Here is a 25,652-nt window from a genome sequence, read left to right as displayed (position 1 = left end):
TAAATAAAACACTTAAACCAAACTTTTAATTCGTTCTGCGGCTATACGACGGGTTTCGGTATCAGTCGATACATAGTCGTCGTAAGATGGGGTTAAAACGAACGGAACCTGCGATAAAGAGGATTCAATTACGTCCGAAATCTCCAGAAAGCCTATCCGATCCTGCAAAAAGGCCTCAACCGCTACTTCATTGGCCGCATTGATAATACAAGCAGCGTTGCCACCCTTGCGGAGGGCATCGAATGCAAGCTGCAAGTTACTGAAAGTAGCTAAGTCTGGCTGTTCAAAGGTTAGCGAAGGGTAATTAATAAAGTCAAAACGCGGGAAATCGGACTTTAGTCTGTTCGGATAGCCCAGCGCAAACTGAATCGGCAGGCGCATATCGGGCAAACCAAGCTGAGCCTTAATGCTGCCATCTTCGAACTGGACCAGCGAATGGATGATGCTCTGCGGGTGAACGACTACATCAATCTGATCAGCATTCAGGCCAAAGAGCCACTTCGCCTCGATGACCTCAAGGCCTTTGTTCATCAGCGTTGCCGAGTCGATGGTAATCTTTGCGCCCATGCTCCAGTTCGGATGTTTGAGGGCCTGGGCCTTAGTTACTGTAGCCAGGAACGCACGGTCTTTGCCCCGGAACGGTCCGCCTGATGCGGTCAGAATGATTTTTTCGATCGGGTTATGAAACTCTCCGACCAGGCACTGAAAGATAGCCGAGTGCTCGGAGTCGACGGGGTAGATGTTTACCCCTTTCTGCTGTGCGAGCGCCGTAATCAGCTCACCCGCCACCACCAGCGTTTCTTTGTTGGCCAGTGCAATTTGTTTCCCGGCTTCGATGGCCTTTATGGTTGGCAGGAGCCCGGCGTAGCCCACCATGGCCGTCAGGACCATATCGATGGTATCCATCTGCACCACCGATGCGATAGCAGCGGCCCCGGCATATACTTTGATACCGAGCGGATCGAGGGCGGCAAAAACCTGATCGTATTTGGCCTCGTTGCAGATCACAACCACGTTAGGCTTTACCTCAGCCGCCTGCTGAATGAGTAAGTCTGCGTTATTGTTTGTTGTCAGTACTTCGACCTCAAAGACTTCGGGGTGGGCTTTTACCACATCGATTGCCTGGGTGCCAATAGAGCCGGTAGAGCCAAGAATGGCAATATGGCGTTTGGGTATTTGATTCATTTATTTGCTAAAAGGTCAAAATTAACTTTGACATTCAATTCTTCTTCAATGGCGCGGATGTAATAGATGGTACTACGGTATAGAGGTTTTGATAATCGCCAATCAATAAAAGCTTGATTCGATAAGCCAGATAAAGCAATGTCTTCTCTGATACGATCAATATAATCTACTCTTTGTTGTATCATTCCTTCATCATCCAGTTTCAAGTAACGTCTCAGGTTACGGGCTTCAATATCACTGTTATCAGCAAGAATATAGCTCCCCTTTTCATACAAGATGCGTGCTTCAAAGTCAGCCGATGTAGGATGTAGTAAGGGTTGATGTTTTAGCCACCGCGCAGTTCTACCTTTTTCTGTATTCCACTGCGCCTTAACCAAAAACCAATTCTGGTATCCATCACTGTCCGTTTGTTTAAGCGTCGGGTCAAAATGCTCTACGTCTGCTTTATCTGCCCGGCCAAGAAACTCTTCTGTATAAGCACAAATACAGTTTTGTTCATTTTTTAATACCTCAGCTATACGTTTACCATCTCCTTTTTGATAGGATAAGCCTTCTTGCAGAATGAGCGAATCAATTTTCTTCTCAATTCTTCTCATCAGCTTTTGTTACGGGGAAATCGTACTTATTACCAAGAATTGACCGTTCTGCAATTAATGCCATTTTACGCTCAATGTCCGGCTCGTTTTTAATTTTTGTTGCTAAGTCAAGGTAATTTTGATAAGCTTCAACGCCTTCTTCCGGCACTAATGGGCTCATATTAAAGTCTTTCCGCAGCACATCGTTCGGGTCGTCACCAATTGGCGCCACGCCGTTACGGCATTTTACCTCACCGTTTTCGTCAAAGTACAGAATAAACCGCTCGCATGGCTCAAAGGCAGCCGCAATAATAGGCGAATGCGTCGCAAAAAAGAACTGCGCTTCGGGGGCAAGACCGGTATAATATTTAATCAGTTCGCGCTGAATATCAGGGAAAAGTGAACGTTCGGGCTCGTCAAAAAGGATTAGTGTATCTTTTGTGTTGAATTTATACAGGGGGATAGCTGTAGACAGCAACTGCCGGGTGCCGGTACTGAGAGAATCATTAGGGATTTTGACTCCACCTTTAGTTTGCAATGTGATAGGTACATTGCCCGCAGCCGTGTCTACTTCGAGAAAAAGTTTATCTAAAATCGGGTTTAAGCACTTTTCAGCTAGATCAATACGTGGGTTAGGTGTTGTATCAATCCATTTTTGTAATTCATTAACCAATTTACTTGCTGATGCACCCTGTTTTTGTAAAAAACTTCGGACTATTGCCTGGCTTTCCTCATCATATTGATTGAGATCTCTCAACAAATATTGCCAGGTAGACAATGACTCCATATCTCCCAATACAATAGCCTTTCTGGAACCTGCTGAATTTATCCAATTTTCGTACTCTGCTTTTTCGTTTTCAACTTGAGTAGTTGTTTTGATAAAATCAGAAAATAATTGCGGTTTCTCTTTCTGATCAAATAAAAAAGCATCGGCTTCTCTGGCAATAGAGTCTTTGATGTAGATGCAGACCTTCTGGTTCGGATTAAAGTAAAAAGTAGGCTTTTTATGAATGTATTGTTGATACCAATCTGCTAAGTATTCTCGATCTGACATATTAGGAGCAGATGCTTTTTTAAGTGTTGCTATCTGATATCCTACTTTCAATTTAAAAGAAGTCTGCTCAAATAATTCGCCAAGGAGCTTTTCATTAGATAGCAAATCATTGTTAATTACTCTTCCCTCTGCTTCCCATACTTTTGAGAGAGTCTTAGTTAATTCCCAAATTACATTCAGCAACGTCGTTTTTCCCGTTCCGCTTTGGCCGATAAGGCATACCTTATCCAGAGGTTGCCCAGCTTTGGGGTGCCCTTCCGGATAAGTGAAGTCAAAGGAAATATTTTTGAACTGACGGTAATCGCCGATGTCTACTTTGGTGATTTTCATGTTTTTTATCGTCCTGCCTCCAGTAAACCTTCGGCAATATTGCGGTCGTTGGCCAGGCGGGGGACTTTGTTCTGACCGCCGAGCTTACCCTTTGCCTTCATGTAGCGCTGGAATGCTCCGCGCGACAGGCTGCTGAGTACCAGTGGTCTCAGGATACTGCCTGTGATGAGGTCTTTGTAATAGACATTCAGCTCTACCAGCCGCTGATCGACATCGGCGGCAAAAGCGGCCGGATCATGTGGTGGCGTGGCAAATTCGACCAGCCACTCGTGGTAAGGCAGACCTTCTGCCGGCGAAACCATCGGCGCCACGGTAAACTCGACGACTTCGGTTTCCGGATGCTTGGCCATGGCATACTGCAGGGCTTTTTCGACTTCCTCGCCGATAACGTGTTCGCCAAAGGCTGAGATAAAGTGTTTAATCCGCCCCGTTACCAAAAGCCGGTACGGATCACGACTCACGAACTTCACCGTATCTCCGATTGAATAGCCCCACAAACCGGCATTGTTGTTAATCACAACCGCGTAGTTTTTGTTTAGCTCTACTTCGTTTATTGTTAAGCGTTTGGGATTTTCGCTGAAGTAATCTTCGGCCGCAATAAACTCAAAGAAAATGCCGCTGTTGAGGAGCATCAGCAGGCCTTCTTCGGTTTGCGTATCCTGATAGGCAATAAAACCTTCCGAGGCAGGATAGGTCTCAATTGAGTCGATGCGTTTGCCGATGGTTTCGAACAGTTTAGCACGGTAGGGTTCGAAATTTACGCCGCCATACACAAACAGGGAGAATTCCGGAAAGACATCTTTAATCTGTTTGCCGGTGCGCTCCCGGATGCGGTCGAAATACATCTGCACCCACGGCGGAATCCCGGAAATCAGTGACATGGGTTTGTCGATGGTCTCGTCGATGATCCGTTCCAGTTTGGTCTCCCAGTCGTCGATGGTATTGGTTTCGTACGATGGCAGTTGATTAGTCCGCAGAATACCCGGCACGTGGTGATTCACAATACCCGACAGACGGCCGATATGAATACCGTTTTTTTGTACTAACTCAGGGCTCCCGGAGAGGAAAATCAGCTTTTTGTCCAAAAAAGCGCTATTCCCGGTTTCGTGAATGTAATTTAATAAAGCATCACGCGCCGAGTTAATATGATTGGGAATCGATTCTTTGGTCAGCGGAATATATTTTGTGCCGGATGTCGTACCGGATGTTTTGGCAAAATAAAGCGGCTTGCCTTTCCAGAGGACATCCGAAGCCCCGTCCAGAATTTTCTGTATGTATGGTTTCAGGTCTTCGTAATCACGGACAGGAACGGCCTGCCGGAAATCGTCGACGGTCCGGATGTCATGAAAATGATGATCTTTACCAAATTGTGTATGCCGCCCAACCGAAACGAGCTCTTTAAACCAGCGTTGTTGTGCTTCGGCAGGCTGATACATCCACTCCTGTTGCTGTTGAACGACCCATTGTGCCAGGGGCCGACTAAATACCGAACGAATTCCCATAATGCTACAAAAGTCGAAAGTCGGAAGTCAAAACCCAAAATTAACCGCAAAAAGGCTGCGTCTGTAAAATATGACCGGCAGGACCTGTGCACTTATGGCCTGATTGTCATCTAAAAAAAGTAATAAATATGTCGTATTTGCTGAGGGGTTTTCATACAAATTATCTATAATTTTGCAGACCTTTCAAAAAAAGTAGCAAAAACGCCTTGTAATACGCCTGAAATGGGAATTTTCAATTTTTTAACTAGCGACATTGCGATTGACCTGGGTACAGCGAATACCTTGATTATTCACAAGGACCGGATTGTGGTGGATGAGCCTTCGATTATCGCTATGGATAAAGCCAGTGGTAAAGTACTGGCCATTGGCCATAAGGCGATGCAGATGCACGAAAAAACGAATGAAAACATAAAAACAATCCGTCCGCTGAAAGATGGCGTAATCGCTGACTTTACGGCTGCCGAATTGATGATCCGGGGGCTTATCAAAATGATTGACTCGGGTGGAAAACTGTTTTCGCCGTCGCATCGGATGGTTATCTGTATCCCATCAGGCATTACCGAAGTAGAAAAGCGGGCCGTTAAGGACTCTGCTGAACATGCCGGGGCAAAAGAGGTGTACATGGTACACGAGCCAATTGCGGCGGCTATCGGTATTGGCATCGATATTACCCAGCCAAACGGAACAATGATTGTAGACATCGGGGGGGGAACCACCGAAATCGCCGTTATTGCCCTTTCTGGCATCGTTTGTGAACAGTCGATCCGGATTGCCGGTGACGTGTTCACCCGTGATATTGTAGATTACATGCGCCGTGAACACAACCTGTTGATCGGTGAGCGTTCTGCAGAACAGATTAAGATTGAAGTTGGCTCTGCCTTGCCGGAACTGGACAATCCGCCGGCTGATTACGAAATCCGTGGCCGTGACTTGATGACCGGTATTCCGAAAGAAATTAAGGTTACCTACAGCGAGATTGCATACGCCCTGGATAAGTCGATTTCAAAAATCGAAGAAGCCGTAATGAAAGCCCTGGAAGTATCACCGCCGGAACTTTCGGCCGATATTTACACAAACGGGATTCACCTGACAGGCGGTGGTGCGTTGTTGCATGGGCTTGACAAACGACTGGCAGCCAAAACAAAACTGCCGATCCACGTTGCTGATGATCCGCTTAAGGCCGTTGTAAAAGGGACAGGCGAAGTGATCAAAAACCTGGATTTGTATAAATCAGTACTGATCAGCTAATTTTAACGGTATCAGAAATAATTGTCATGGGCAATGGTCGCAGACGCGTTTATCCGTTTGTCGCCATTGCCCATCAGTTGTTATCCATTTGACTAGTCAATGGGAGAATTAGTCGAGTTTATCGTCAGAAGCCGCAATTTTATTCTGTTTTTGTTGCTTGAAGTGATCTGCTTTTACTTCATCATCAACACCAACAACTATTGGAGTGCCAGCTTCTTCAATACCTCCAATGCGTATGCGGCACAGATGCTGACCTGGTCGAACAGTGTGCAGGCATACACCCGTTTGCGGGATGTCAATGCCGAACTGGCGGCGGAAAACCGTAAGCTGCACGAGGAACTGACCCGGCTACAGCAGGGGCATCCGGTAGCGCCCACCGCCTACCAGGCTGATACGGTCTTTGCAAACCGGTTTGCGTATAAGGTCGCTAAAGTGACGAACAATACGACCCAGTATGCCAATAACTATATCACCATTGATAAAGGGACTGATGACGGCATCCAGCCGGGTATGGGGGTCATTTCGCCGACCGGCGTTGTTGGCCGTGTAAAGCTGTGTAGTGCCAACTTTTCGGTCGTGACATCCATTCTGCACTCAGAGTTCCGTGTGTCGTCGAAGTTAATTCGTGCGGCTGATATTGGTACGGCAAAATGGGATGGTGTGGATCCGCATCAGATGAAATTACTGGATATTTCGCGCTATAAGCCGGTCTACAAGGGCGACTCTGTCGTGACCTCCGAACACAACTCAGTGTTTCCGCCGGGTATTCTGGTTGGTCGTGTCCGGACAATCGGCGTGCAGCCCAATATGACGTTTCACGATATTACGATTGACCTGTCGACAAATTTCAGCAACTTGTCTTTTGTTTATGTAGTGAACAATAAGTTGCGCCAGGAACAGGAACAGCTTGAAAAACAAATTGAAAATGAAAAATAGTGCATCCTGATCCGGTCTCCGGATGATGATTCGCTGCCTGATAACGACAATGACGCTCCGCGAAATCACTAATCTTGTATTTCTCTTTTTGCTCTACCTGCTTCTGCAGATTCTCATTTTGCGGAATGTCGTTTTATTTGATTACGCGTTTTGCTTTGTCTACATCGCCGGCATTCTGCTGCTGCCGCCACAGATTAATCGTTCGGCTTTTCTGCTAATCAGTTTCTTTACGGGGGTTATTGTTGATACATTTTACAATACACTCGGAATGCACGCAGCGGCAACGGTGCTTATTGCTTATGTGCGGCCGCTTATTTTGCGAACCCAGGTCGATTTACCGGGACAGGAACAACGTCAGGTGTTATCGCTGAACGAGTTAGGGTTTAACAAATTCTTCCGTTATACAATCCTGCTGGCACTTATTCATCATACCACTTTATTTACGATTGAAGCCAGCAGCCTTACACTTTTGGTACCAACGTTGATCCGGATTGCCGCCAGTACTCTTTTTACGACCATCTGCATTGTACTGATTCAGTTTTTCACACGCAACTAAAACAAAAAAGCATTTAGTCATCCCCGACCAAATGCTTTCCCCTTAACCCAATTTAACCCTTACTTAAAAAAGTATGTATCTGGCTCTTTAACGCCAAAAGTCTTTATTTTATGCAGTTTTCAGCCGAAAACGTGCTTCGTATGTCGATTCAGTATCTATCCCCTTACCAGTCAATGCCTTTCCTTTCAGTTCCTGCATCAGTTGTGCATTCACGGCCGGATTTTTACCTTTAACATTAACACGCGCAATTTGTTTGTCTGCGTCTACGTGAAAACGTATAATCAGGTCATCTTCGTTCATTTTTTCCAGTAAAGCCGGTGAAACCGTTTCTGCAAGCTGTTGTTCAATTGTTTTGGCTTTTGTTGCCGGAGCGTTTGATTCAGATTGTCCGATGGCATAAATGCCAAATAAACCGGCTGTACCAAGCGCAAAAATAGTCATTAACGTTTTCATCGTATTGTTGTTTTTTTATATTCGTTGTTGTTTGATGTTGTAAAAGTAATGCGGAAAAGCTTGTCCTATATAGAGTAATGTGTTGGAAAGTAGGTTTTTAGTGATGAATGGACAAAAAGGTGGGCTGAAGTGTAAAATTGTATTTAAACAGGAACGGCCCCGTCAGATATACCTGACGGGGCCGTTCAGAATCAGTATAAATGCGGACCTTAGATCCCCAGATCAAGCGTGCTCAATACACTGTTCATACTACGGACGGCATCCGCCGATTTGTTAAAAGCCGCCTGCTCCTCTTCATTGAGCTTGTAATCAATGATCTGCTCCCAGCCGCTGCGGCCGATCACGACCGGTACACCAAGACAAATGTCTGACTGCCCGTATTCGCCGTCAAGCGATACACAGCAAGGGAAAATGTGTTTTTGGTCGCGGACAATGCTTTCGACCAATGCCGCTACTGCCGCACCCGGAGCATACCAGGCCGATGTGCCGATCAGCTTCGTCAGTGTTGCGCCGCCAACCATTGTATCAGCAGCCACTTTCTGCAGCGTTTCGGCGTCCAGGAACTGACTTACCGGTACGCCGTTGCGCGTTGCCAGACGGGTTAACGGAATCATTGTTGTATCACCGTGGCCGCCAACTACCGTACCGTGAATGTCGTTCGGCGGGCAATCCATTGCCAGCGATAAGTAGGTCTTGAAGCGGGCCGAGTCAAGAATGCCCCCCATACCAATGATCCGGTTTTTAGACAGGCCTGATGTCTTCAGCGACAGATACGTCATCGTATCCATCGGGTTCGATACGATAATGATGATGGTATCTGGTGAATATTTCAGGATGTTCTCGGTCACCCCCTTAACGATGTTGGCATTTGTACCGATCAGTTCTTCACGGGTCATACCCGGTTTACGCGGTAGCCCGGATGTAATCACAACTACATCAGAACCGGCTGTTTTTGAGTAATCGTTTGTAGAGCCAACAATTTTCGTATCGAAACCACAAAGGGCCGCCGTCTGGAACATATCCAGCGCCTTGCCTTCACTAAGTCCTTCTTTGATGTCAAGCAGCACTACTTCTTCGGCTAACTCACGGCGGGCAATATTATCAGCACAGGTTGCACCAACGGCTCCGGCACCTACTACGGTAATTTTCATATAAAATCGGATTAAGAGAATGAAAAAGATCAGGGCAAAAATACGAGTGTAGTTTTTTTGAAACCAACGCCTTGCTCATATTCTTTGGTTAATGACTATAGACACCGGCATAAATTTAATGGACAACTCACTCGGTTTTTGAAATAAATGCGAACAAAATTTGTTATACGCTTGACTGATTGTTAAACCAATCATCAAATCCACCATCCTACAGATAAACGTATATTAAGTCATGGCTAAGGATTCACTCTTAAAACGTGTTCTAAGTTCGATTTTCTTCCGGCAGGCAAACTCCAAAGCCGTTCGCTATGCCCGGAACAGTAGCAGTCTGTTAAACCTGATTCGTGAGGCCCTGCAGAAGAGCGGCGGGCTGACCGGCGACAAGATGCAGGTATTCCGTGAGCACATCGGCTTGCTGAGCCGCATGCTGAAGTCATATGCATCGGGTCAATATCGCGAGATTCCCTGGAAAACATTAATCCGGGTAATTGCCGTGTTGATTTATTTCGTTTCACCCATTGATTTCATACCGGATCTGCTCCCGATTGTAGGAATCACCGATGACATTGCACTGGTGGTCTGGCTGATCAGTGCGATCCGGGATGATATCGAGAAATTCCGCGCCTGGGAGACCACTCAGGCCGTTAACAAGAAGGAAATCATCCCTATCGGGTAGAATTCCGGTAACCGGTGAGGGTCAGTGAGTAGTTAACTATTTTCACCGTGTTTTAATAGAGTATTACAAATTACTTTTATATTTTTGCATACATTATAATCCGAAACGAATATGACTTTCGCATCGATCTTAGCTTTTATGGGTCTGGGTGGGCAGGAAATGTTATTAATTTTCCTGGCACTGTTGCTGTTCTTTGGCGCAAAAAAACTGCCGGAACTGGCGCGTGGCCTTGGTCGTGGCATTCGTGAATTTAAAGATGCTACTAAGGAAGTCCGTGATAACATCGAAGACGGCCTGAAAGAATCGAAATAAATTAACCTAATGCTCATTTATCGTAGGGTTAGCGTCCTACGCTATGTAGCCTATGCTCCGTAGCGTAGGACGCTAACCCTACGGTCATTATTATACCGTGACCATTTACCGCTCCTTTACCGCCGTTCAGGCCGATTTACAGCGTGGCACCTTAACGTGCCGCCAATTGGTTGACCAATACCTTGATCGTATTCATGAATTCGGGCATCTGAATGCCTTTACGGAGGTGTATGCCGAAGAAGCCCGTCAACGGGCCGATGCCTTAGACCGCAAAGCTGCCGCCGGTGAGCCGACCGGCAAACTTTTTGGTATGGTGATCGGTCTCAAAGATGTACTCTGCTACCAGGATCATGCTGTCCGGGCCGGTAGTGCTATTCTGGATGGCTTCACGGCTCAGTTTACCGGAACGGCTGTTCAGCGGTTGCTCGCCGAGGACGTAATTGTTATTGGCCGGCAAAACTGCGATGAATTTGCCATGGGTTCATCCAACGAAAGTTCGGCGTTCGGGCCGGTACGTAATGCGGCCGATCCGGAGCGTGTGCCCGGGGGGTCATCGGGAGGGTCGGCAGTTGCCGTACAGGCAGGGTTGTGCCTTGCCTCGATTGGTTCCGATACCGGCGGTTCTGTCCGTCAGCCGGCCGCCTTCTGCGGTGTCGTAGGGCTGAAACCAACTTATGGCCGGATCAGCCGCTGGGGTTTAATTGCCTATGCTTCTTCGTTTGATTGTATCGGACCCATTGCCAATACTCCGCACGATGCAGCCCTGTTGCTCGAAGTAATGGCCGGCGCTGATGCCTATGACAGTACCGTGTCGGCCAAACCGGTGTCTGCCTATGCCAGTGCTACTTTACCAGACCGGCCTCTGCGGATCGCCTATCTGAAAGACGGCGTCGACAGCGAAGGCGTTGACGAATCGATCCGTAAGGCTACCCGGCAAAAACTGGATGCGCTACGGGCGGCAGGCCACATCGTTGAGCCGGTTGAGCTGAAAAACCTTCCGCATCTGTTACCAACGTACTATATCCTGACAACAGCCGAGGCCAGCTCGAACCTCTCACGGTTCGACGGTGTGCGCTATGGCCACCGCGCACAGGGCGTAACAGACCTGATCGCACTCTACAAACAAAGCCGTACGGAAGGCTTCGGGGCTGAAGTCCGCCGGCGAATTCTGTTGGGTACCTTCGCACTGAGTGCCAGCTACTACGATGCGTATTATACCAAAGCACAACAGGTGCGGCGATTAATCCGTGAAGAAACTGAGGAGTTATTTACCAAATATGACTTTTTAGTATCACCGACGACACCTTCTCCGGCTTTCCGGTTGGGCGAAAAGACCGCCGATCCGCTGCAAATGTATCTGGCCGATATTTTTACGGTGCAGGCTAATGTTGTCGGTTATCCGGCGATTGCCGTACCCAATGGTACGGATGAAGCGGGGCTCCCGATAGGTATTCAGGTGCTGGGAGCGCCATTTGAAGAAGGCAAACTGGTGGCCTTTGCAAAAGAATTGACCAATAGCCCGGCATAGGCCGGATTGCTTATAAACCAATGTAGTAATTAACCTGTTTGTGTTCTGGCAGATGAAAAAAATGACTCATAGCCTGTTGAAGATGTGTGGAGTTGGGTGTGCGCTGGGTCTGGTACTGACAAGTACGTCCGGTACTGCCGGTGTTCATCCGGTTGCCTTTGTGGTGCAGACCGACACTACGGCGACTGATACCCTGATTGTGGAGGAGGTGGTGAATTTGCCAACCATTTCACCGGCATTGATACAGGAGCGATTGCCAAAACTGGAAAAAAGTATCGCCTTACCCTATCACAGCGCGGTACAAAGCTACATTGACTACTTTACATTCCGGAAGCCAAGCTACACGCGGACCATGCTCGAACGGCGGGATGTCTATTTCCCGATGTACGAAAAGATGCTGGCGAAGTATGGCCTTCCCGACGAACTGAAATACCTGTCCATAGTCGAGTCCGGGCTGAACCCGCGGGCGGTCTCGCGGGTGGGCGCCGTCGGACTCTGGCAGTTTATGCCGGCAACCGGCCGCGACATGAGCCTGTATCAGGATGAGTTTATCGATGAGCGGATGGAGCCAATGAAGGCAACCGAAGCCGCTTGCCGGTACCTGAAGTCGTTGTATCGGATTTTCGGTGACTGGCACCTGGCGCTGGCGGCTTATAACAGTGGCCCCGGCACCGTAAAACGGGCTATGCGCCGGTCGGGTGGTAATTCATTCTGGACGGTATACGACCATTTGCCCAAAGAAACGCGTTCGTATGTCCCGCAGTTTATCGCGTTTACGTACCTGATGAACTATGCCGATGATCATGGTATTGTGGCCGAACATCCGGAATACGTAATCCCCCACGATACAATCCACATTAATAACTACGTTGATCTGCCACGGTTTGCCTATTACAGCGGGCTGCAGCTGGAAGATATTCAAAAACTGAATCCTCAGATTGTTAATACAGTTTTACCGGCGCATACACGACAATTCCCGTTGCGTGTACCCAGTGGCAGGCATCATTACATCATCGCGAACCGTGCGGCCATTATGGATTCATCTGCGCATACGCCGGGGATGATGGTCAATGTGCTGTTTGCTGATGCAGAAGAGCAGAAGCAGGCGGCCGACTCAGTCCGGCTCATGCGCGATACGAGCCCGCTGCTTGCCGAATCAAAATTGCTGGCATCGGCAGATGCGTCCGTCAGCGTTTTTGACAATCCTGATAACCAGACCGATGATATAGACGAGGTGATTGTCCGGAAACCGCAGAAGATTACGCATGTGGTGAAGCGGGGAGAAGTACTGGCCCGGATTGCAGAGCGCTATGGTGTCGATGTCTATGACGTAAAACAGTGGAACAAACTGCGCAGCTCACAGGTGAAATCCGGACAACGGCTGATTGTGTACCGTGAAGCGGCAGAAACGCGGCTTGAGCAACTGGCAGACCAGGGAACGGAGAAAGCCGGTAAGAAAGCGGTTCCGGATAAGGTACGTAAACCCAAATACCATACCGTTCAGCATGGTGATACCCTGTGGAATATTGTACAGCGCTATAACGGATTGACAGTAGAGCAATTAAAGAAAAAAAATAAGATCCGGGGAAATAGCTTGCGGCCCGGTCAACGGCTGATTATTGGTTAGACAATTTTTTGGTCAGCAGCGCAACATGATTTGGAGAGCCTCTCCAAATCATGAATAATAAGGATTAAATACGGGCTTCTTCGTTTAGATCGTAAATAAGCCCGTATTAATTATATAGGATATATCTATCAATCAGTAATTAATACGCTTTTTTGTTGCGTACAAATTAACTGATTAAGGCGTATTTTTACTCAGAAAACAATTGGTATTTCAGTGTGTTTTGAGTAGGAAATACTAATATTGTGGTTCAATATTCTCCTTCATTTTGCCCATTCGGGCAGGCTTATATTTTATTTTCATTCGTTTAAAAAGCAAGCTCAGACCGGCAATTGTATAATCAATTTGCCAGCGTTCTTTTATATAGGTCTGGATCTGACTCAGCTTTTTATGGGGTGGCGTTGTCAGCCATTGTTTAAGTTCACTAAGCTGATGCGTGCTTAGTTTACCAAATCCGTGCTGATAGCCGGTCTGCAAAAGTTTTTCTATGCCTTCTTGCCGGTATGTTTGCCATAACCGCTGGCTTTGTCTTAAGGATAATCCAAGTTGTTCGCCAGCCTGCTGCTGTGTTTGTGCCCTTCCTTCCTTGAGGAATCTCAGGAAACGAATCCTGTCTCTCAACCGTGCCTGCCGCTGTTGTTTTTCAATTGCTAACAGCTCATCGACGCTTTCTTTGATTGCAGAATTGTACTTCATAAGCAATAATACGACAAGGTTAATTTAAGGATTATGTTGCTTATACTTAGCTTGTTAGGCTTTCTATATAGAGAGTAACATATGAATGACATTGTTAATTTTTGAAAAATATGTATAAACCTCCTGTTACTTTTTACGCCAAGAGAGTCTAAACTTATTAGGAAAATTAAAATATCAGTTGCTAAATGTCTGCAAGAATGTGCATTGATAGACTTTATGCAATAACTGTGCAAGAGTTATCCGTTTGCTGGTTAATTAGTGGTATAGTGATATCTATTCTTGGTAAAATTAAATATTAATTTGGTTTACCAATTTTGACTCTACTTAACCTTAACTAAGCAAATACTGTACCATAAGTAATTATTATGCGTATTTATCAACAAATTATTGTCGTTTTAAAATTAACAGTTGGCGTATTTCTGGTTGGTGTATTTACCGGATGTACATCGGCTAAAGAGTTGGTGTATTTTCAGAAAGATAGTTTCTCAAATAGTACACAAGCTATTGTAGAGCAGGCACCCTTAACGATCCGGACCGGAGATGTTTTATCAATTCAGGTTAGTAGTTTAAATCCTGAAGCCGCTGATTTCTTTAATCCGTATACAAATTCAGGTACAGAAAATAAAACAGCGTACCAGTTTACCGGTACAAATCCGCTGCCACCGGCTGTCGGCTATTTAGTTGATCCGGAAGGAACAATTGAAATGCCGCTGATTGGTAAAATTGACGTGCGGAATCAAACTGTTTCGCAGGCGGCCGGCACAATCCGGGAACGCTTAAAAAAATACCTGCGCGAACCAACAGTAAGTATCCGTAACCAGAGCTTCCGCATTTCGGTGTTGGGTGAAGTGGCCCGGCCCTCTCTTTTTACTATTCCGGACGACCACATCACGTTGCTCGAAGCCCTTAGCCTGGCCGGCGATGTGACGATTTACGGCCGCCGCGATAATGTGCTCCTCATACGCGAACAAAACGGGCAGCGCAGCTTTATCCGCATCGACATGACACGACGGGACTTGTTCCGGTCACCTTATTTCTATTTGCGGCCAAACGATACCATTTACGTGGAGCCTGGTAAGGCCCGTATCACCAGTGCCGACCGATGGTACATGCTTATTCCGGCACTGGCGAGCACCCTGTCTTTACTAGCGATCATTATCCGGCGATAACAGAGTCCGTCCCCTATACTTGCTTATGTCAAAAACAACGTCAACATACGATCCTTACACGGCTTACGAGGCCGACAGGGCTGTGGTGCAAATGGCACTCCGGCGCTATGTAAGGCAGTGGAAATGGTTTGTGGGCTCGATTATCGTGTGTCTGGGACTGGCATTCGCGTATGTCTACCGGCAGCAGCCCGTCTATAAAATTCAGGCGAGTGTCCTGATTAAGGATGAGAAAAAAGGCGTTGAAGAACAAAGCATCCTGAAAGATGAGCCAAGCTTTGTTCCCTCAAAGGTGGTTGAGAACGAGATTGAAATCCTGCATTCGTTCCGGCTGATGAATAAAGTAGTCAGTAAGCTCAATCTGGGTGTCACCTATTTCCGGAAAGATGCCTTCAAAAAGAAAGATCTGTACGGTAAATCGCCTATTGAGCTGATCGTGGAAAAGCCGGGTGAGTTGTTGTATGAAGACAAAATACATCTGGTTTTTACCTCAGAGCAGACCGTTGAGATCGATGAGGTGTCTTATCCGCTCAACCAGTCCGTTTCAACGCCGTACGGCCAGTTGCGGATCCAGACCGTACGCCCGGTTTTGCCGGGTACGGAGTTGTATGTGCAGGTAACACCGCTGCCATATGTGGTCGCTAACTACATCAATACCCTGACCGTTGAGCCAACCAACAAGGCATCGACGGTTGTCATGCTGACCCTCGAAGATACGGTACCTGAGCGGGGAGAGCAGATCCTGAATGAGCTTGTTCAGGAATACAACCTGGCGGTTGTGGCCGATAAAAACCGGCTGGCACAGAATGCACTCAAATTTCTGGACGACCGGCTGGCTTCACTTTCACAGGAACTCAATCAGGCCGAAAAGGGGGTGGAATCGTATAAGCGGACCGAGGGAATCACGGACCTGAACGCTCAGGCGCAATCGTTCCTGCAGCAGGTGCAACAGAATGACGCCCAGCTTAACGAAGTAAGTATCCAGCTGGGAGCCCTGCGGGATGTGGAGCGCTATGTTGGTTCGAAAGCAAATCAGCGGGGAGTCGCACCGGCTACTATGGGTCTGAATGATCCGGTACTGCTGAATCTGGTAACGAAACTCAGCGATCTGGAAATGCAGCGGGATCAGTTGCTGCGGACTACTCCGGAAGAGCATCCGCTGATCGAAACACTGGATGACCAGATCCGTGCTACCCGGACCGGGATCAATGAGAATATTCAGAATAATAAGCAGGCGCTTCAATCGACGCAAAGCGCGCTGGTGAAGACCAACAACCGGACCGAAGGCCAGATCCGGACGGTGCCGGGTAAGGAACGGACCTTGCTGGACATTACGCGGCAACAGGCCATTAAGAACAGTCAGTATACCTACCTGCTTCAGAAACGGGAGGAGACGGCGCTGTCGTATGCTGCCGAGGTATCTCAAAACATCATGGTCGACGTGGCCCATAGCACGCCTGACCCGGTAAAACCCAAAAAACTGATCATTTTCCTGATTTTCGGGTTGGTTGGGTTCGTGATTCCGATGGGGGTGCTGATTCTGAGAGATATGATGAATAACCAGGTTCAGCAGCGCCGCGAGATCGAAGGGGTAACCCGTGTGCCGGTGATCGGGGAGATTGTCAAAAGCCGTGAAAAACAACCGCTCGTTGTGACGCCCCGTACCCAGTCGCAGATTATTGAGCAGTTTAAAATGCTGCGGACTGATGTACAGCATATCCGGGTAAGTCCGCATATGGCGCAGGTAGTGCTGGTTACGTCCGGGATTAGTGGTGAAGGCAAGTCGTTTATCTCAATGAATCTGGCGGCCAGTTTTGCGCTGACCAATCAGCCGACGATTCTGCTCGAAATGGATTTACGGAAGCCAAGAGCCCACAAAGCCCTGAATGCCGAAAGCAAGCCTGGTATTTCAGACTACCTGGCGGGCCGCGCCACGCTCGACGACATCATGCAGCCGGTAACCGGATATAACTACCAGTATTGGGTGATTACGAGTGGTATGCCGGTTGCCGATCCGGCCGAACTGCTGGCGCAGGCCGGTCTGGGGCAGTTGTTTCAGGAACTGCGCCGTCGCTTTTCGCACATCGTGGTAGACTCACCGCCAATCAGCTTCTTTACGGATGCCAAATTACTGGCTTACTGCGCAGACACCAGCCTGCTGGTAGTTCGTAAAGGCGTGACGCCAAAAGCACAGCTGCCAATACTGGACAAGCTGCAGTATGAACGCCGTTTCCCGAATTTACATCTGGTCCTGAACGGCTTTGACAATAGCCTTCCGTATCGGTACGCCTATAAAACAGAACTGCCCGATACGGGTCAGTTTCTTGAAAATGAAACGAATAACCATGGGTAAGGCACGCAATACCGTGTCGGAATACCAACCATTAACAAACGATGATGTCATATTCTACCTCTGCGCCCACGAAGCATAATCTGTCCTCGAAAAGGGTGGATTTGCTAACGCCTGCGCCGAGATTAAGCCGGAAGAAACGTCTGTTCGACCTGCTGTTTTCGTTGCTGGTCATTGTCTTTATGCTGTCATGGATGATTCCGCTGGCCGGACTGATGATACGATTGACATCGGCAGGGCCGGTTATTTTCGTGCAGCTCCGGTCGGGGCGGAACGGGCAGCCTTTCCGGTGTCTAAAGTTCCGGACAATGTATTACGACAAACAGGCGCATTTTAGTCAGGCAGTCAGGAATGACCCGCGTGTAACCTGGATCGGCAGCTTTTTACGACGGACCAATCTGGATGAGATGCCCCAGTTTATCAATGTATTGCTAGGCCAGATGAGTATTGTGGGGCCGAGGCCGCATGCAGTAAACCACGACGCACAGTTCTGGTTCCGGCTGAAAAACTACCCGCTCCGGTATCAGGTTACCCCGGGTATTACGGGGCTGGCACAGGTTCGCGGCAATCGCGGTCTGACCTCACAGCTGATTGAGATGGAACACCGCGTGCGCTACGACCGCTTTTACATTAGCCGCCGGTCGCTCTGGTTTGACTTACGGATTTGCGCCTGGACGGTGAAGAAAATGCTGGCAGGCGATAAAAAGGCGCATTGATCAACAGGCAGGTAAATAACCGATTAAAGAACAAACGATATGTGTGGTATTCTCGGTAGCATAAACATTCCGTTGACAGAAGCCGATCTGGACCGGATCGCGCATCGCGGACCTGATGCCGCAGCGCTCCATCAACTGACGGTGGATGACGATCAGGTATGGCTGGGACACCGCCGGTTGTCGATTGTCGATCTGAGTCCGGCCGGCGCTCAACCGATGGCCTCTGCCTGTGGCCGCTACTATCTTGTGTTCAACGGCGAAATTTACAACCATCAGGAGCTCCGCCGACAATTGCCGGAAGTAGCGTTTCGGGGGCATTCGGATACGGAGACCGTACTCTATTATCTCATCCGGTATGGCCTTGACGGACTGGCAAAGCTGAACGGCATTTTTGCCATAGCCTTCCTGGATACCCAAAGCCGGCAGTTATGGCTGGCCCGTGACCGGTTCGGGGTAAAGCCTTTGTACTATTACCGGAGCCGTAACACCCTGTTGTTTTCGTCGGAACTGCGCCCGATTGTCGATAAGGTCTCTCCGGAACTCAATCAGGATGCATTGGCGGTCTTGTTGCGCCTGCGCTATAACCCGGCTCCGGACACGCTCTGGAGTAAGGTGCATAAGGTTCGTCCCGGGCATGTCATTACGTTCACGCTGGGCGCCAGAACCTCGGCCAGCAGTACGATTATGCCGTTTGTCAGGCGGCAAACCAGCCTGATCCCGTCCATTTCGTTCCGCGATGCGGTTGAAGAGTATGGCCGGCTGGCCGAAGCTGCGGTAAAACGGCAGCTCATGGCCGATGTGGAGATCGGCGTGCTGCTCAGCGGCGGGGTCGATTCGGCGATTGTGGCCCATCTGGCGGCTAAACACTATCCCGGCCGTATCAAGGCTTTTACGGTAGGCTACACGGAAGACCACGAGCAGGATGAAACCGGACATGCCGCCTATACCGCACAGTTTATCGGGGCCGATCATATCATTACGCGCGTATCAGCGGCCGATTTTCAGTCGGTGCTGCCAAGGGTGGTAGACATTATTGAGGAGCCGTCGGCTACCATTTCGGCTATTCCGATGTACTACCTCTGTCAGGCCGTGGCGCCGCACCTGAAAGTGGTGCTGACCGGCCAGGGCGCTGACGAACCTCTGGGCGGGTATTTCCGGTATAAAAGCGAGCTGATTTACGCCCGCCTGCCCTTTGCCCGGAAGCTGGCTTCGGCACTGTTGCAGATCCCGGGATTTCAGGAAAAAGAAACCGTGCGCCGCGCCTTATCGGCCTGGCAGGAATCTGACCCGATCCGGCGGTTCGATGAGTCATATGCCATTTTTACCAACGAAGAAATTGAAGAACTGACGGGCATTCCGGCCAGCCGTTCGCAGGACTATATCCGCTACTACTACGACCTGATGGGTGGCAGCGAGCGGACGCATCCGGTGGAGGCCATGATGCGCAACGACATGCACATGAATCTGTCGGACGACCTGCTCAACTATACCGACAAGATTTCGATGCACTTCGGGATCGAAGCCCGGGTGCCTTTTCTGGATAATGACCTGGTTGATTTTATCGACAGCCTGCCCTATTACTATAAGCTGGATTTCCGGAAAACGAAAATTATCCACAAGGCCTATGCAGAGTCGATTCTCGATAAAACCATTACACACCGTAAAAAGAAAGGGTTTGGTTCGCCGGCTGAGCGCTGGCTGAAAGGAGCCGTCGGGGCAGATTACCGCCACCAGCTGACCGGACAAGACTCGGCCCTGACCGGTCATATCAATACCAAAGCCGTAGCGCGGTTCTTCGACGACCATCAGGTGCGCGGCTATAATCGTGAAAAACAATTATTTACCCTTATGTCGCTCGACAGCTGGTTTGCCAGCTTTGAACGGCAGCATGCTTAACCTCTGACTGGTTTGTATACGGATACGGCACTTACAATGACGAACGAGAAAAAAGATAACATGACCAGATATCGCTGGTTCTATTATCGCTTCCGGACAATGTCGTTACCTGAAGTTGGCTTCAGGCTGCGGCAGTATGTTCAGAAACGCTCGGATCGTTCGCACATGAACTGGCAACCTGTTATCCGGCTCGCGAAACTACCGGCCTCGATTCTGTTTACCGACAATCTCGGCCAGTTTACGAACCTGCCGCCGCTACAGGCTCCCATCTTCAATCATAAAGTGGACCTGACCCAAACGGTCGACTGGCATCTGGATTTATCGACCGGCCGCCGGTTTCCGCTAACCTACGCCAAGGATATTGATATCCGGACCGGCGAGGCAGGTAACGCCAAATATGTCTGGGAGGTGAACCGGATGCCGTTTTTACCCGCTCTGGCACTCGCTTACCGCCGCTCGGAAAGCCCTGGTCTGCTGGCGCGGCTAATGGAGCTGATTGAGTCATGGGCACAGGAAAACCCGTATCTGGTGGGCGTTAACTGGTACAGCAATATCGAAGTGAATCTACGGCTGATTAACTGGTTTTTTTGCTGGAATATTCTCAATGCGAGTCAATTAGTAAAAAAGAATCCTGCTTTCAGCCGGTTTGTCGAACGGTGTTGGGTCCCGCTCATTTATCAGCACTGCGTTTATAGCCGTGAAAACCCGTCTTATTATTCATCGGCCAACAACCACCTGATCGCCGAATATGCGGGCCTGTTTATTGCCGGTTCGTTCTGGCAGTTTCCGGAATCCGATGAATGGACAAAATACGCCAAGGCAGGGCTCGAACGGGAGATCCAGCTACAGCACCGCCGGGGCATTAATCTGGAGCAGACAGCGACTTACATTCAGTTTATTACCGACTTTTTCCTGATTGCCTACGTGGTCGGACTCCGGACCAACAACGCCTTTTCTTTTGCCTATACCGATCAGCTCCGGCAAATTGCCATTTATATTTCGGTACTCCTCGATTGTTGCGGCAGTCTGCCCAACTACGGTGATCAGGACAACGGGCGCGTGGTGGTGCTGGATAACCTGGATGCTAACCTCAACTTCCGGTCTATTCTGACATCGTCGGCCGTATTGTTTTTTGATTCATTCTTTAAGCAGTGTGCACATGCCATGGAGCCGGGCACCGGCCAGGTATTCGATCTGAAAAACTACCTGCTGTTTGGCATGGAGGGGCAGGAGCAGTTTGACGAACTGCCGTCGGTAAATGTGCAGCTGGGGAGCGGTTTTTATACGGAAGAAGGCCACTTCATTCTACGCAAACAAGAGTCAGCAGGGCGGGAAATCTACGTCTACTTTGATGCGGCTCCGCTCGGCTTTCTGTCGATCGCGGCCCATGGCCATGCGGATGCGCTGTCGTTCTGCCTGCATATCGACGGGTGCCCGTTTTTTGTTGACCCCGGCACTTATACTTACCATACTGAATCGGCTTGGCGCAACTACTTTGTCAGTACGCGGGCGCACAACACTATTTGCATTGACGGGCAGAATCAGGCATTTCAGGGCGGGGCATTGCTGTGGCTGAACCATTACCAGACCTCCGTTACCCGGGTGCAGTCGGGAGAGTGGGCCGACGAAGTTACGGCGACGCATACAGGATACGAGCGGCTGGCGTGCCGTCATGAGCGCGCCCTGCATTTTGATAAGAGCGAAGACCGGCTGCTGGTCAGCGACCGGATCGTAAACTACGGTACGCAGGACCGGCAGGTTGAGCTGATGTTTCACCTGCACCCCGATGTGTTTGTGACCCAGCTGGCCGACAATCATTTTGAGCTGCTGCAACTGAACTGTCCCGACCGGCTGGTTCGTATCGACCTGCTGCCGTCACTGAAAACAACGATCCACCGGGGCGAAACCGAACCGGAGCCGTTAGGCTGGTTCTCCGACCGGTTCTACCGGAAGCAGCCCACCTCGGTTATCCGGTCTGTGACCACCGTACCGGCCGGCGAAACCATTGATTTACAAAGTGTCATTCAAATACTCACCATTTAGTTCATTAACAAACGTTAACCCCTAAAGCAATGAAGATTAGTGTTTTTGGATTAGGTTATGTTGGCTGTGTCAGTCTCGGGTGTCTGGCCCGGAACGGACATCAGGTCATCGGGGTCGATGTCGATCAGACCAAAATTGATCAGATTAACCAGGGGCGTGCTACGATTGTTGAACGCGACATCAGTGGAATCATCGCCGAACAATCTGAGCAAGGCCGTATCCGGGCAACAAGCGATTACCGGGAAGCTATCCTGGATACGGATATATCCATTGTTGCCGTAGGAACGCCGTCGACGGCTAAAGGGCACCTGAACCTGCGGTATATTTTTAACGTAGCCGATCACTTTGCGGAGGTGTTACGCGAAAAAAACTCGTTCCACGTCATTGCGGTCCGTTCGACCGTTATGCCCGGCACCTGCGACAAAATCGCTACTCTGATTGAGCAACGGACGGATAAACTGCGCAATGTGGATTTTGCGGTGGTGAGTAATCCCGAATTCCTGCGGGAAGGCTCGGCCGTGCGCGACTATTTCAACCCGCCGTTGACATTGCTTGGCTCACAATCGGAGCAGGCAACGCTGATGATGCGTAGTTTGTATGACGCTCTGCCTGCCGAAATTATTGTGACGGAGATTCAGATCGCAGAACTGATGAAGTACGTGAACAATACCTTCCACGCGCTGAAAATTTCGTTTGCCAACGAAGTCGGAAATATCTGTTCGGCCATGGGACTGGATTCGCATGCGGTCATGGACATTTTCTGTAAAGATACCCAGCTGAATATTTCGAAATACTACTTCAAACCGGGCTTTGCCTACGGGGGCTCCTGTCTGCCCAAAGACCTGAAAGGCCTGCAGATGCTGGCGCACGATATGTATGTGTCGGTGCCGGTCATCAACAGCATTCACCTCACCAACGACATTCAGATGCAGCGGGCCATCGGTACGCTGATGCAGTATGTACACCGCCGCATTGGCTTTCTGGGCCTTGGCTTCAAGGCCGGTACCGACGATCTGCGTAACAGCCCGGCTGTGGCTCTGGCCGAATCGCTGCTCGGAAAAGGGTGCTCACTGATGATCTACGACCGGAATATTAACATGTCGAAGCTGACGGGAACCAACAAAGCCTTTATCGATCAGCACATTCCACACCTGTCGCAGCTGCTGGCTACGAGCGGTCGTCAGCTCATTGAATCATGTGATGTACTGGTTGTCTGCACACCCGAAGCCGAGTTTGCGGATCTGGTGTCGTCTGTCAATAATAAAGTGGTGGTTGACCTGGTACGCTTACCGAAACTGCCGAATCCAAGTAACGAATACATAGGCATTAACTGGTCATTGACACCGGTTGAGGCTGAAGTGCAAACCTATTAGATAACGGAATGACTACTCAGGCTGATTTTTCCGGGAAGCATATACTGATCATTGTTGAGAACCTGCCCGTACCCTTCGACCGGCGCGTGTGGCAGGAGGCAACGACCCTGCGTGAAGCAGGAGCGGAGGTCAGTATTATCTCGCCCATCATGAAAGGATATACCAGGCGTTTTGAGCATCTGGAAGGTATTGATATTTACCGGCATCCGCTGGCAACCGAGGCAGACGGGGCACTTGGCTATCTTTTTGAATATAGCTCGGCGCTGTTCTGGTGGACCATTCTGGCTATAAAAGTATTTGCCAGAAAGCGTTTCCATGTCATTCACGGCTGTAACCCGCCTGATCTGATTTTCCTGGTAGCAGCCTTGTTTAAACCGTTCGGGGTGAAGTATGTGTTTGATCATCATGATATTAACCCTGAACTGTATATCGCCAAGTTTGGCCGGAAAGATTTGTTTTACCGCCTGATGGTACTGCTCGAACGGCTGACCTTCAAGACCGCCAATTTCAGTATCGCCACCAATGAGTCGTATAAAGAGATTGCGATCCGGCGGGGAAAAATGGACCCCAACAAGGTACAGGTGATCCGGAGCGGGCCTAAACTTGACCGGCTCCGGCTGACGTCCGGCAATCCGGCTTACCGCAAAGGCCGCCAATATCTGGTTGGTTATCTGGGCACGATGGGCGAGCAGGAAGGCATCGACCTGCTGCTGCAATCCATCGAAATCCTGACCCGTCGCCGGCAGGATGTGCAGTTTGCCATCGTCGGCGGAGGGACCAGCCTGGAAAGCCTGAAAGCTATGTCGGAGCAAATGGGGCTCACAGACTTTGTCGATTTTTACGGTCGTGTGCCCGACGAAAAAATGGTGGATATTCTGAACACCGCCGATGTGTGTGTGAATCCGGATAAATACAGCGACCTGAACAACTTGTCGACCATGAACAAAATCATGGAATATATGGCGCTGAAAAAGCCGGTTGTGCAGTATGATCTCAAGGAGGGCCGCGTGTCGGCACAGGAGGCTTCGCTGTATGTCAGCCACAACAATGTCAGCGAGTTTGCCTACCGCATCGAATGGTTGCTCGACCGCCCTGAAGAGCGGAAACGGATGGGTGAGTATGGGTACCGCCGTGTGCTGAATGAATTATCGTGGGAGTATGAGCAGGTCAAACTGCTTCGTTTCTATGGCCGTGTACTGAACAGAACGGTAACGGCCCTAACCAAAACGTCCGTTTCTGTCGAGCTATGAATTACTTCATCAGTCCAACCTTAGGTGTTCCGCCGGTGCTGGTCACGACGTTACGTGAGCTGGATTTTCGCATTATGCTGTTGCAGCAGGGCGAACGGAACCCGATTAAATCAAAGGTTGGGCTGGGGCTTGATTTTATCCGGGATAGCTGGTACCTGTTCCGGCAGCGGCGGGCCTTACAGCAGGCAGGGGTCATCGTTGTCAATTCGTATGTGGCCTTATCGGTGCTGTTGCTGCACCGGCTGGGGCTGATCCGGTACCGGAAGCTGATTTATTTCGGCTTTTTTCTGCACGCCCCGCGCTACTTTCCGCTGTTCCGGATGCTGTTCCGGATGCTGCTTACCGAACAGGACATGATTCAGGTGTTTTCGCAGCATGAACTAATGCTTTATCAGCAAAAGCTCGGCCTGAAAAAAAGCCGGCTGGTCTATGCGCCGCTGCCGTATCAGCCGGAAAAGAAGCCGGTTGCCACGCCCCTTACCGGCCGTCTGCCAAAGGCGTATTTCTTTGCCGGTGGCTACACCAACCGCGATTATGCTGCTCTGATTCAGGCTTTTGCGCACCGTACTGAGCAGCTGGTGATTTGCGGCTCAAGTCTGAACCACGACCTGCCGGCGGGTAAAACCTACGCTAATATCACCGTTTTCAGGGACCTGCCCCGTAAGGCCTTCAAGGAACTGGTAGCCCACGCACAGGCGTGTCTGCTGCCGGTTAAAGACGATACCGGAGCGGCCGGACAGTCGTTTGTGCTCGAAGCCATGGCCTTTCAAAAGGTCGTGATTGCCACCCAAACCCACGTGCTGACCGAGCTGATCGACCAAAATCAGACGGGTTTTCTGCTGGCGGATATGCGGATAGAGCTTCCGTTGCTTCTGCGCCAGCTGCAAACCGGTGAGTTTGATCTGGTGCAGATGGGTCGGGAAGCCCATAATAAACTGATCCGTGATTATTCGGACGAGGCATTTGCCCATGCGCTTGCGCAGGTTATCCGGCCTTGTCTGGAAAAACAAACCTATCAAAAACAGTAACTGC

Annotated in this window: 22 protein-coding genes; 15 read left to right on the top strand and 7 right to left on the bottom strand. The window is 49.4% G+C overall.

What is annotated here, in order from left to right; all coding sequences use genetic code 11:
• Nucleotides 1-12 precede the first annotated feature (12 nt).
• The 4 genes from BLX24_RS17115 to BLX24_RS17100 are packed head-to-tail and all read right to left on the bottom strand — an operon-like array spanning nucleotide 13 to nucleotide 4,646.
• Entirely contained in the window at nucleotides 13-1,185 is a 1,173-nt protein-coding gene (locus BLX24_RS17115; RefSeq protein ID WP_071504405.1) for a 1-deoxy-D-xylulose-5-phosphate reductoisomerase, read from the bottom strand.
• Nucleotides 1,182-1,781 carry a hypothetical protein gene (locus tag BLX24_RS17110; protein WP_071504404.1) on the bottom strand — a complete coding sequence of 200 codons (600 nt, stop codon included), beginning with the start codon at nucleotides 1,779-1,781 and terminating at the stop codon, nucleotides 1,182-1,184. Before BLX24_RS17110 ends, BLX24_RS17115 begins: the two co-directional genes overlap by 4 nt.
• Complete coding sequence (locus tag BLX24_RS17105; RefSeq protein WP_071504403.1) at nucleotides 1,768-3,144, bottom strand: AAA family ATPase; 1,377 nt, start codon at nucleotides 3,142-3,144, stop codon at nucleotides 1,768-1,770. Before BLX24_RS17105 ends, BLX24_RS17110 begins: the two co-directional genes overlap by 14 nt.
• A gap of 5 nt (nucleotides 3,145-3,149) precedes the next feature.
• Nucleotides 3,150-4,646 carry a GH3 auxin-responsive promoter family protein gene (locus BLX24_RS17100; RefSeq protein WP_071504402.1) on the bottom strand — a complete coding sequence of 499 codons (1,497 nt, stop codon included), beginning with the start codon at nucleotides 4,644-4,646 and terminating at the stop codon, nucleotides 3,150-3,152.
• Nucleotides 4,647-4,868: 222 nt separating this feature from the next.
• On the opposite strand from BLX24_RS17100, the gene BLX24_RS17095 reads away from it, so the two are divergent.
• The 3 genes from BLX24_RS17095 (at nucleotide 4,869) to BLX24_RS17085 (ending at nucleotide 7,386) form a co-directional block, all read left to right on the top strand.
• Nucleotides 4,869-5,894: a rod shape-determining protein gene (locus tag BLX24_RS17095; RefSeq protein WP_071504401.1), complete on the top strand. Its 1,026-nt coding sequence runs from the start codon at nucleotides 4,869-4,871 to the stop codon at nucleotides 5,892-5,894.
• A 99-nt stretch (nucleotides 5,895-5,993) separates the two neighbouring features.
• Entirely contained in the window at nucleotides 5,994-6,830 is an 837-nt protein-coding gene (mreC, locus tag BLX24_RS17090) for a rod shape-determining protein MreC (protein ID WP_071504400.1), read from the top strand.
• A 49-nt stretch (nucleotides 6,831-6,879) separates the two neighbouring features.
• On the top strand, nucleotides 6,880-7,386 hold the full coding sequence (locus BLX24_RS17085) for a hypothetical protein (protein WP_071504399.1): 507 nt from the start codon (nucleotides 6,880-6,882) through the stop codon (nucleotides 7,384-7,386).
• A 108-nt stretch (nucleotides 7,387-7,494) separates the two neighbouring features.
• Here the strand turns inward: BLX24_RS17085 and BLX24_RS17080 are convergent, their stop codons facing one another.
• Both BLX24_RS17080 and mdh read right to left on the bottom strand, forming a co-directional pair.
• Nucleotides 7,495-7,839 (bottom strand): hypothetical protein, encoded by a 345-nt coding sequence (locus tag BLX24_RS17080; protein ID WP_071504398.1) that lies wholly within the window; start codon nucleotides 7,837-7,839, stop codon nucleotides 7,495-7,497.
• Nucleotides 7,840-8,048: 209 nt separating this feature from the next.
• Nucleotides 8,049-8,990 (bottom strand): malate dehydrogenase, encoded by a 942-nt coding sequence (gene mdh / locus BLX24_RS17075; protein ID WP_071504397.1) that lies wholly within the window; start codon nucleotides 8,988-8,990, stop codon nucleotides 8,049-8,051.
• Between the two features lie 232 nt (nucleotides 8,991-9,222).
• On the opposite strand from mdh, the gene BLX24_RS17070 reads away from it, so the two are divergent.
• The 4 genes from BLX24_RS17070 to BLX24_RS17055 all read left to right on the top strand — a co-directional run bounded on the left by BLX24_RS17070 (nucleotide 9,223) and on the right by BLX24_RS17055 (nucleotide 13,133).
• Nucleotides 9,223-9,666, top strand: coding sequence for a YkvA family protein (locus tag BLX24_RS17070; RefSeq protein ID WP_071504396.1), 444 nt, complete (start codon nucleotides 9,223-9,225; stop codon nucleotides 9,664-9,666).
• A gap of 111 nt (nucleotides 9,667-9,777) precedes the next feature.
• Nucleotides 9,778-9,978 carry a Sec-independent protein translocase subunit TatA/TatB gene (locus BLX24_RS17065; RefSeq protein WP_071504395.1) on the top strand — a complete coding sequence of 67 codons (201 nt, stop codon included), beginning with the start codon at nucleotides 9,778-9,780 and terminating at the stop codon, nucleotides 9,976-9,978.
• Nucleotides 9,979-10,075: 97 nt separating this feature from the next.
• Nucleotides 10,076-11,506 carry an Asp-tRNA(Asn)/Glu-tRNA(Gln) amidotransferase subunit GatA gene (gatA, locus tag BLX24_RS17060; RefSeq protein WP_071504394.1) on the top strand — a complete coding sequence of 477 codons (1,431 nt, stop codon included), beginning with the start codon at nucleotides 10,076-10,078 and terminating at the stop codon, nucleotides 11,504-11,506.
• A gap of 52 nt (nucleotides 11,507-11,558) precedes the next feature.
• Nucleotides 11,559-13,133, top strand: coding sequence for a lytic transglycosylase domain-containing protein (locus BLX24_RS17055; RefSeq protein ID WP_071504393.1), 1,575 nt, complete (start codon nucleotides 11,559-11,561; stop codon nucleotides 13,131-13,133).
• A gap of 234 nt (nucleotides 13,134-13,367) precedes the next feature.
• Here the strand turns inward: BLX24_RS17055 and BLX24_RS17050 are convergent, their stop codons facing one another.
• Nucleotides 13,368-13,826, bottom strand: a complete 459-nt coding sequence (locus BLX24_RS17050) for a helix-turn-helix domain-containing protein (RefSeq protein ID WP_071504392.1) — start codon at nucleotides 13,824-13,826, stop codon at nucleotides 13,368-13,370.
• Nucleotides 13,827-14,191: 365 nt separating this feature from the next.
• Between BLX24_RS17050 and BLX24_RS17045 the strand changes: the two genes are divergently transcribed.
• From BLX24_RS17045 to BLX24_RS17010, 8 genes are read left to right on the top strand one after another with little or no spacing between them, the layout of a single operon-like run.
• On the top strand, nucleotides 14,192-14,995 hold the full coding sequence (locus tag BLX24_RS17045; RefSeq protein WP_071504391.1) for a polysaccharide biosynthesis/export family protein: 804 nt from the start codon (nucleotides 14,192-14,194) through the stop codon (nucleotides 14,993-14,995).
• Between the two features lie 25 nt (nucleotides 14,996-15,020).
• Nucleotides 15,021-17,345: a GumC family protein gene (locus BLX24_RS17040; RefSeq protein WP_071504390.1), complete on the top strand. Its 2,325-nt coding sequence runs from the start codon at nucleotides 15,021-15,023 to the stop codon at nucleotides 17,343-17,345.
• A 41-nt stretch (nucleotides 17,346-17,386) separates the two neighbouring features.
• Nucleotides 17,387-18,058 (top strand): sugar transferase, encoded by a 672-nt coding sequence (locus tag BLX24_RS17035; RefSeq protein ID WP_083422030.1) that lies wholly within the window; start codon nucleotides 17,387-17,389, stop codon nucleotides 18,056-18,058.
• Nucleotides 18,059-18,097: 39 nt separating this feature from the next.
• Nucleotides 18,098-19,954 (top strand): asparagine synthase (glutamine-hydrolyzing), encoded by a 1,857-nt coding sequence (asnB, locus tag BLX24_RS17030; RefSeq protein ID WP_071504389.1) that lies wholly within the window; start codon nucleotides 18,098-18,100, stop codon nucleotides 19,952-19,954.
• Nucleotides 19,955-19,990: 36 nt separating this feature from the next.
• Nucleotides 19,991-21,997: an alginate lyase family protein gene (locus BLX24_RS17025; RefSeq protein ID WP_071504388.1), complete on the top strand. Its 2,007-nt coding sequence runs from the start codon at nucleotides 19,991-19,993 to the stop codon at nucleotides 21,995-21,997.
• A gap of 29 nt (nucleotides 21,998-22,026) precedes the next feature.
• Nucleotides 22,027-23,370 carry a nucleotide sugar dehydrogenase gene (locus BLX24_RS17020; protein ID WP_071504387.1) on the top strand — a complete coding sequence of 448 codons (1,344 nt, stop codon included), beginning with the start codon at nucleotides 22,027-22,029 and terminating at the stop codon, nucleotides 23,368-23,370.
• Between the two features lie 8 nt (nucleotides 23,371-23,378).
• On the top strand, nucleotides 23,379-24,620 hold the full coding sequence (locus BLX24_RS17015) for a glycosyltransferase family 4 protein (protein ID WP_071504386.1): 1,242 nt from the start codon (nucleotides 23,379-23,381) through the stop codon (nucleotides 24,618-24,620).
• The gene (locus BLX24_RS17010; RefSeq protein ID WP_071504385.1) at nucleotides 24,617-25,648 is read left to right on the top strand and encodes a glycosyltransferase; all 1,032 of its coding nucleotides are present in this window, start codon (nucleotides 24,617-24,619) and stop codon (nucleotides 25,646-25,648) included. Before BLX24_RS17015 ends, BLX24_RS17010 begins: the two co-directional genes overlap by 4 nt.
• Nucleotides 25,649-25,652 lie beyond the last annotated feature (4 nt).

The organism is Arsenicibacter rosenii (genome assembly GCF_001870735.1).
Taxonomy (GTDB): Bacteria; Bacteroidota; Bacteroidia; order Cytophagales; family Spirosomataceae; genus Arsenicibacter; species Arsenicibacter rosenii.
This window is presented reverse-complemented; position numbering and strand designations above follow the sequence as displayed.

Coding starts and splice junctions, on each gene's coding strand:
- BLX24_RS17070 (WP_071504396.1), top strand. CDS start 9,223: ATGGCTAAGGATTCACTCTTAAAACGTGTTCTAAGTTCGATTTTCTTC.
- BLX24_RS17020 (WP_071504387.1), top strand. CDS start 22,027: ATGAAGATTAGTGTTTTTGGATTAGGTTATGTTGGCTGTGTCAGTCTC.
- BLX24_RS17015 (WP_071504386.1), top strand. CDS start 23,379: ATGACTACTCAGGCTGATTTTTCCGGGAAGCATATACTGATCATTGTT.
- BLX24_RS17065 (WP_071504395.1), top strand. CDS start 9,778: ATGACTTTCGCATCGATCTTAGCTTTTATGGGTCTGGGTGGGCAGGAA.
- BLX24_RS17095 (WP_071504401.1), top strand. CDS start 4,869: ATGGGAATTTTCAATTTTTTAACTAGCGACATTGCGATTGACCTGGGT.
- BLX24_RS17105 (WP_071504403.1), bottom strand. CDS start 3,144: ATGAAAATCACCAAAGTAGACATCGGCGATTACCGTCAGTTCAAAAAT.
- BLX24_RS17085 (WP_071504399.1), top strand. CDS start 6,880: ATGACGCTCCGCGAAATCACTAATCTTGTATTTCTCTTTTTGCTCTAC.
- BLX24_RS17035 (WP_083422030.1), top strand. CDS start 17,387: ATGATGTCATATTCTACCTCTGCGCCCACGAAGCATAATCTGTCCTCG.
- asnB (WP_071504389.1), top strand. CDS start 18,098: ATGTGTGGTATTCTCGGTAGCATAAACATTCCGTTGACAGAAGCCGAT.
- BLX24_RS17050 (WP_071504392.1), bottom strand. CDS start 13,826: ATGAAGTACAATTCTGCAATCAAAGAAAGCGTCGATGAGCTGTTAGCA.
- mreC (WP_071504400.1), top strand. CDS start 5,994: ATGGGAGAATTAGTCGAGTTTATCGTCAGAAGCCGCAATTTTATTCTG.
- BLX24_RS17110 (WP_071504404.1), bottom strand. CDS start 1,781: ATGAGAAGAATTGAGAAGAAAATTGATTCGCTCATTCTGCAAGAAGGC.
- BLX24_RS17055 (WP_071504393.1), top strand. CDS start 11,559: ATGAAAAAAATGACTCATAGCCTGTTGAAGATGTGTGGAGTTGGGTGT.
- BLX24_RS17025 (WP_071504388.1), top strand. CDS start 19,991: ATGACGAACGAGAAAAAAGATAACATGACCAGATATCGCTGGTTCTAT.
- BLX24_RS17040 (WP_071504390.1), top strand. CDS start 15,021: ATGTCAAAAACAACGTCAACATACGATCCTTACACGGCTTACGAGGCC.
- mdh (WP_071504397.1), bottom strand. CDS start 8,990: ATGAAAATTACCGTAGTAGGTGCCGGAGCCGTTGGTGCAACCTGTGCT.
- BLX24_RS17045 (WP_071504391.1), top strand. CDS start 14,192: ATGCGTATTTATCAACAAATTATTGTCGTTTTAAAATTAACAGTTGGC.
- BLX24_RS17080 (WP_071504398.1), bottom strand. CDS start 7,839: ATGAAAACGTTAATGACTATTTTTGCGCTTGGTACAGCCGGTTTATTT.
- BLX24_RS17115 (WP_071504405.1), bottom strand. CDS start 1,185: ATGAATCAAATACCCAAACGCCATATTGCCATTCTTGGCTCTACCGGC.
- BLX24_RS17100 (WP_071504402.1), bottom strand. CDS start 4,646: ATGGGAATTCGTTCGGTATTTAGTCGGCCCCTGGCACAATGGGTCGTT.
- BLX24_RS17010 (WP_071504385.1), top strand. CDS start 24,617: ATGAATTACTTCATCAGTCCAACCTTAGGTGTTCCGCCGGTGCTGGTC.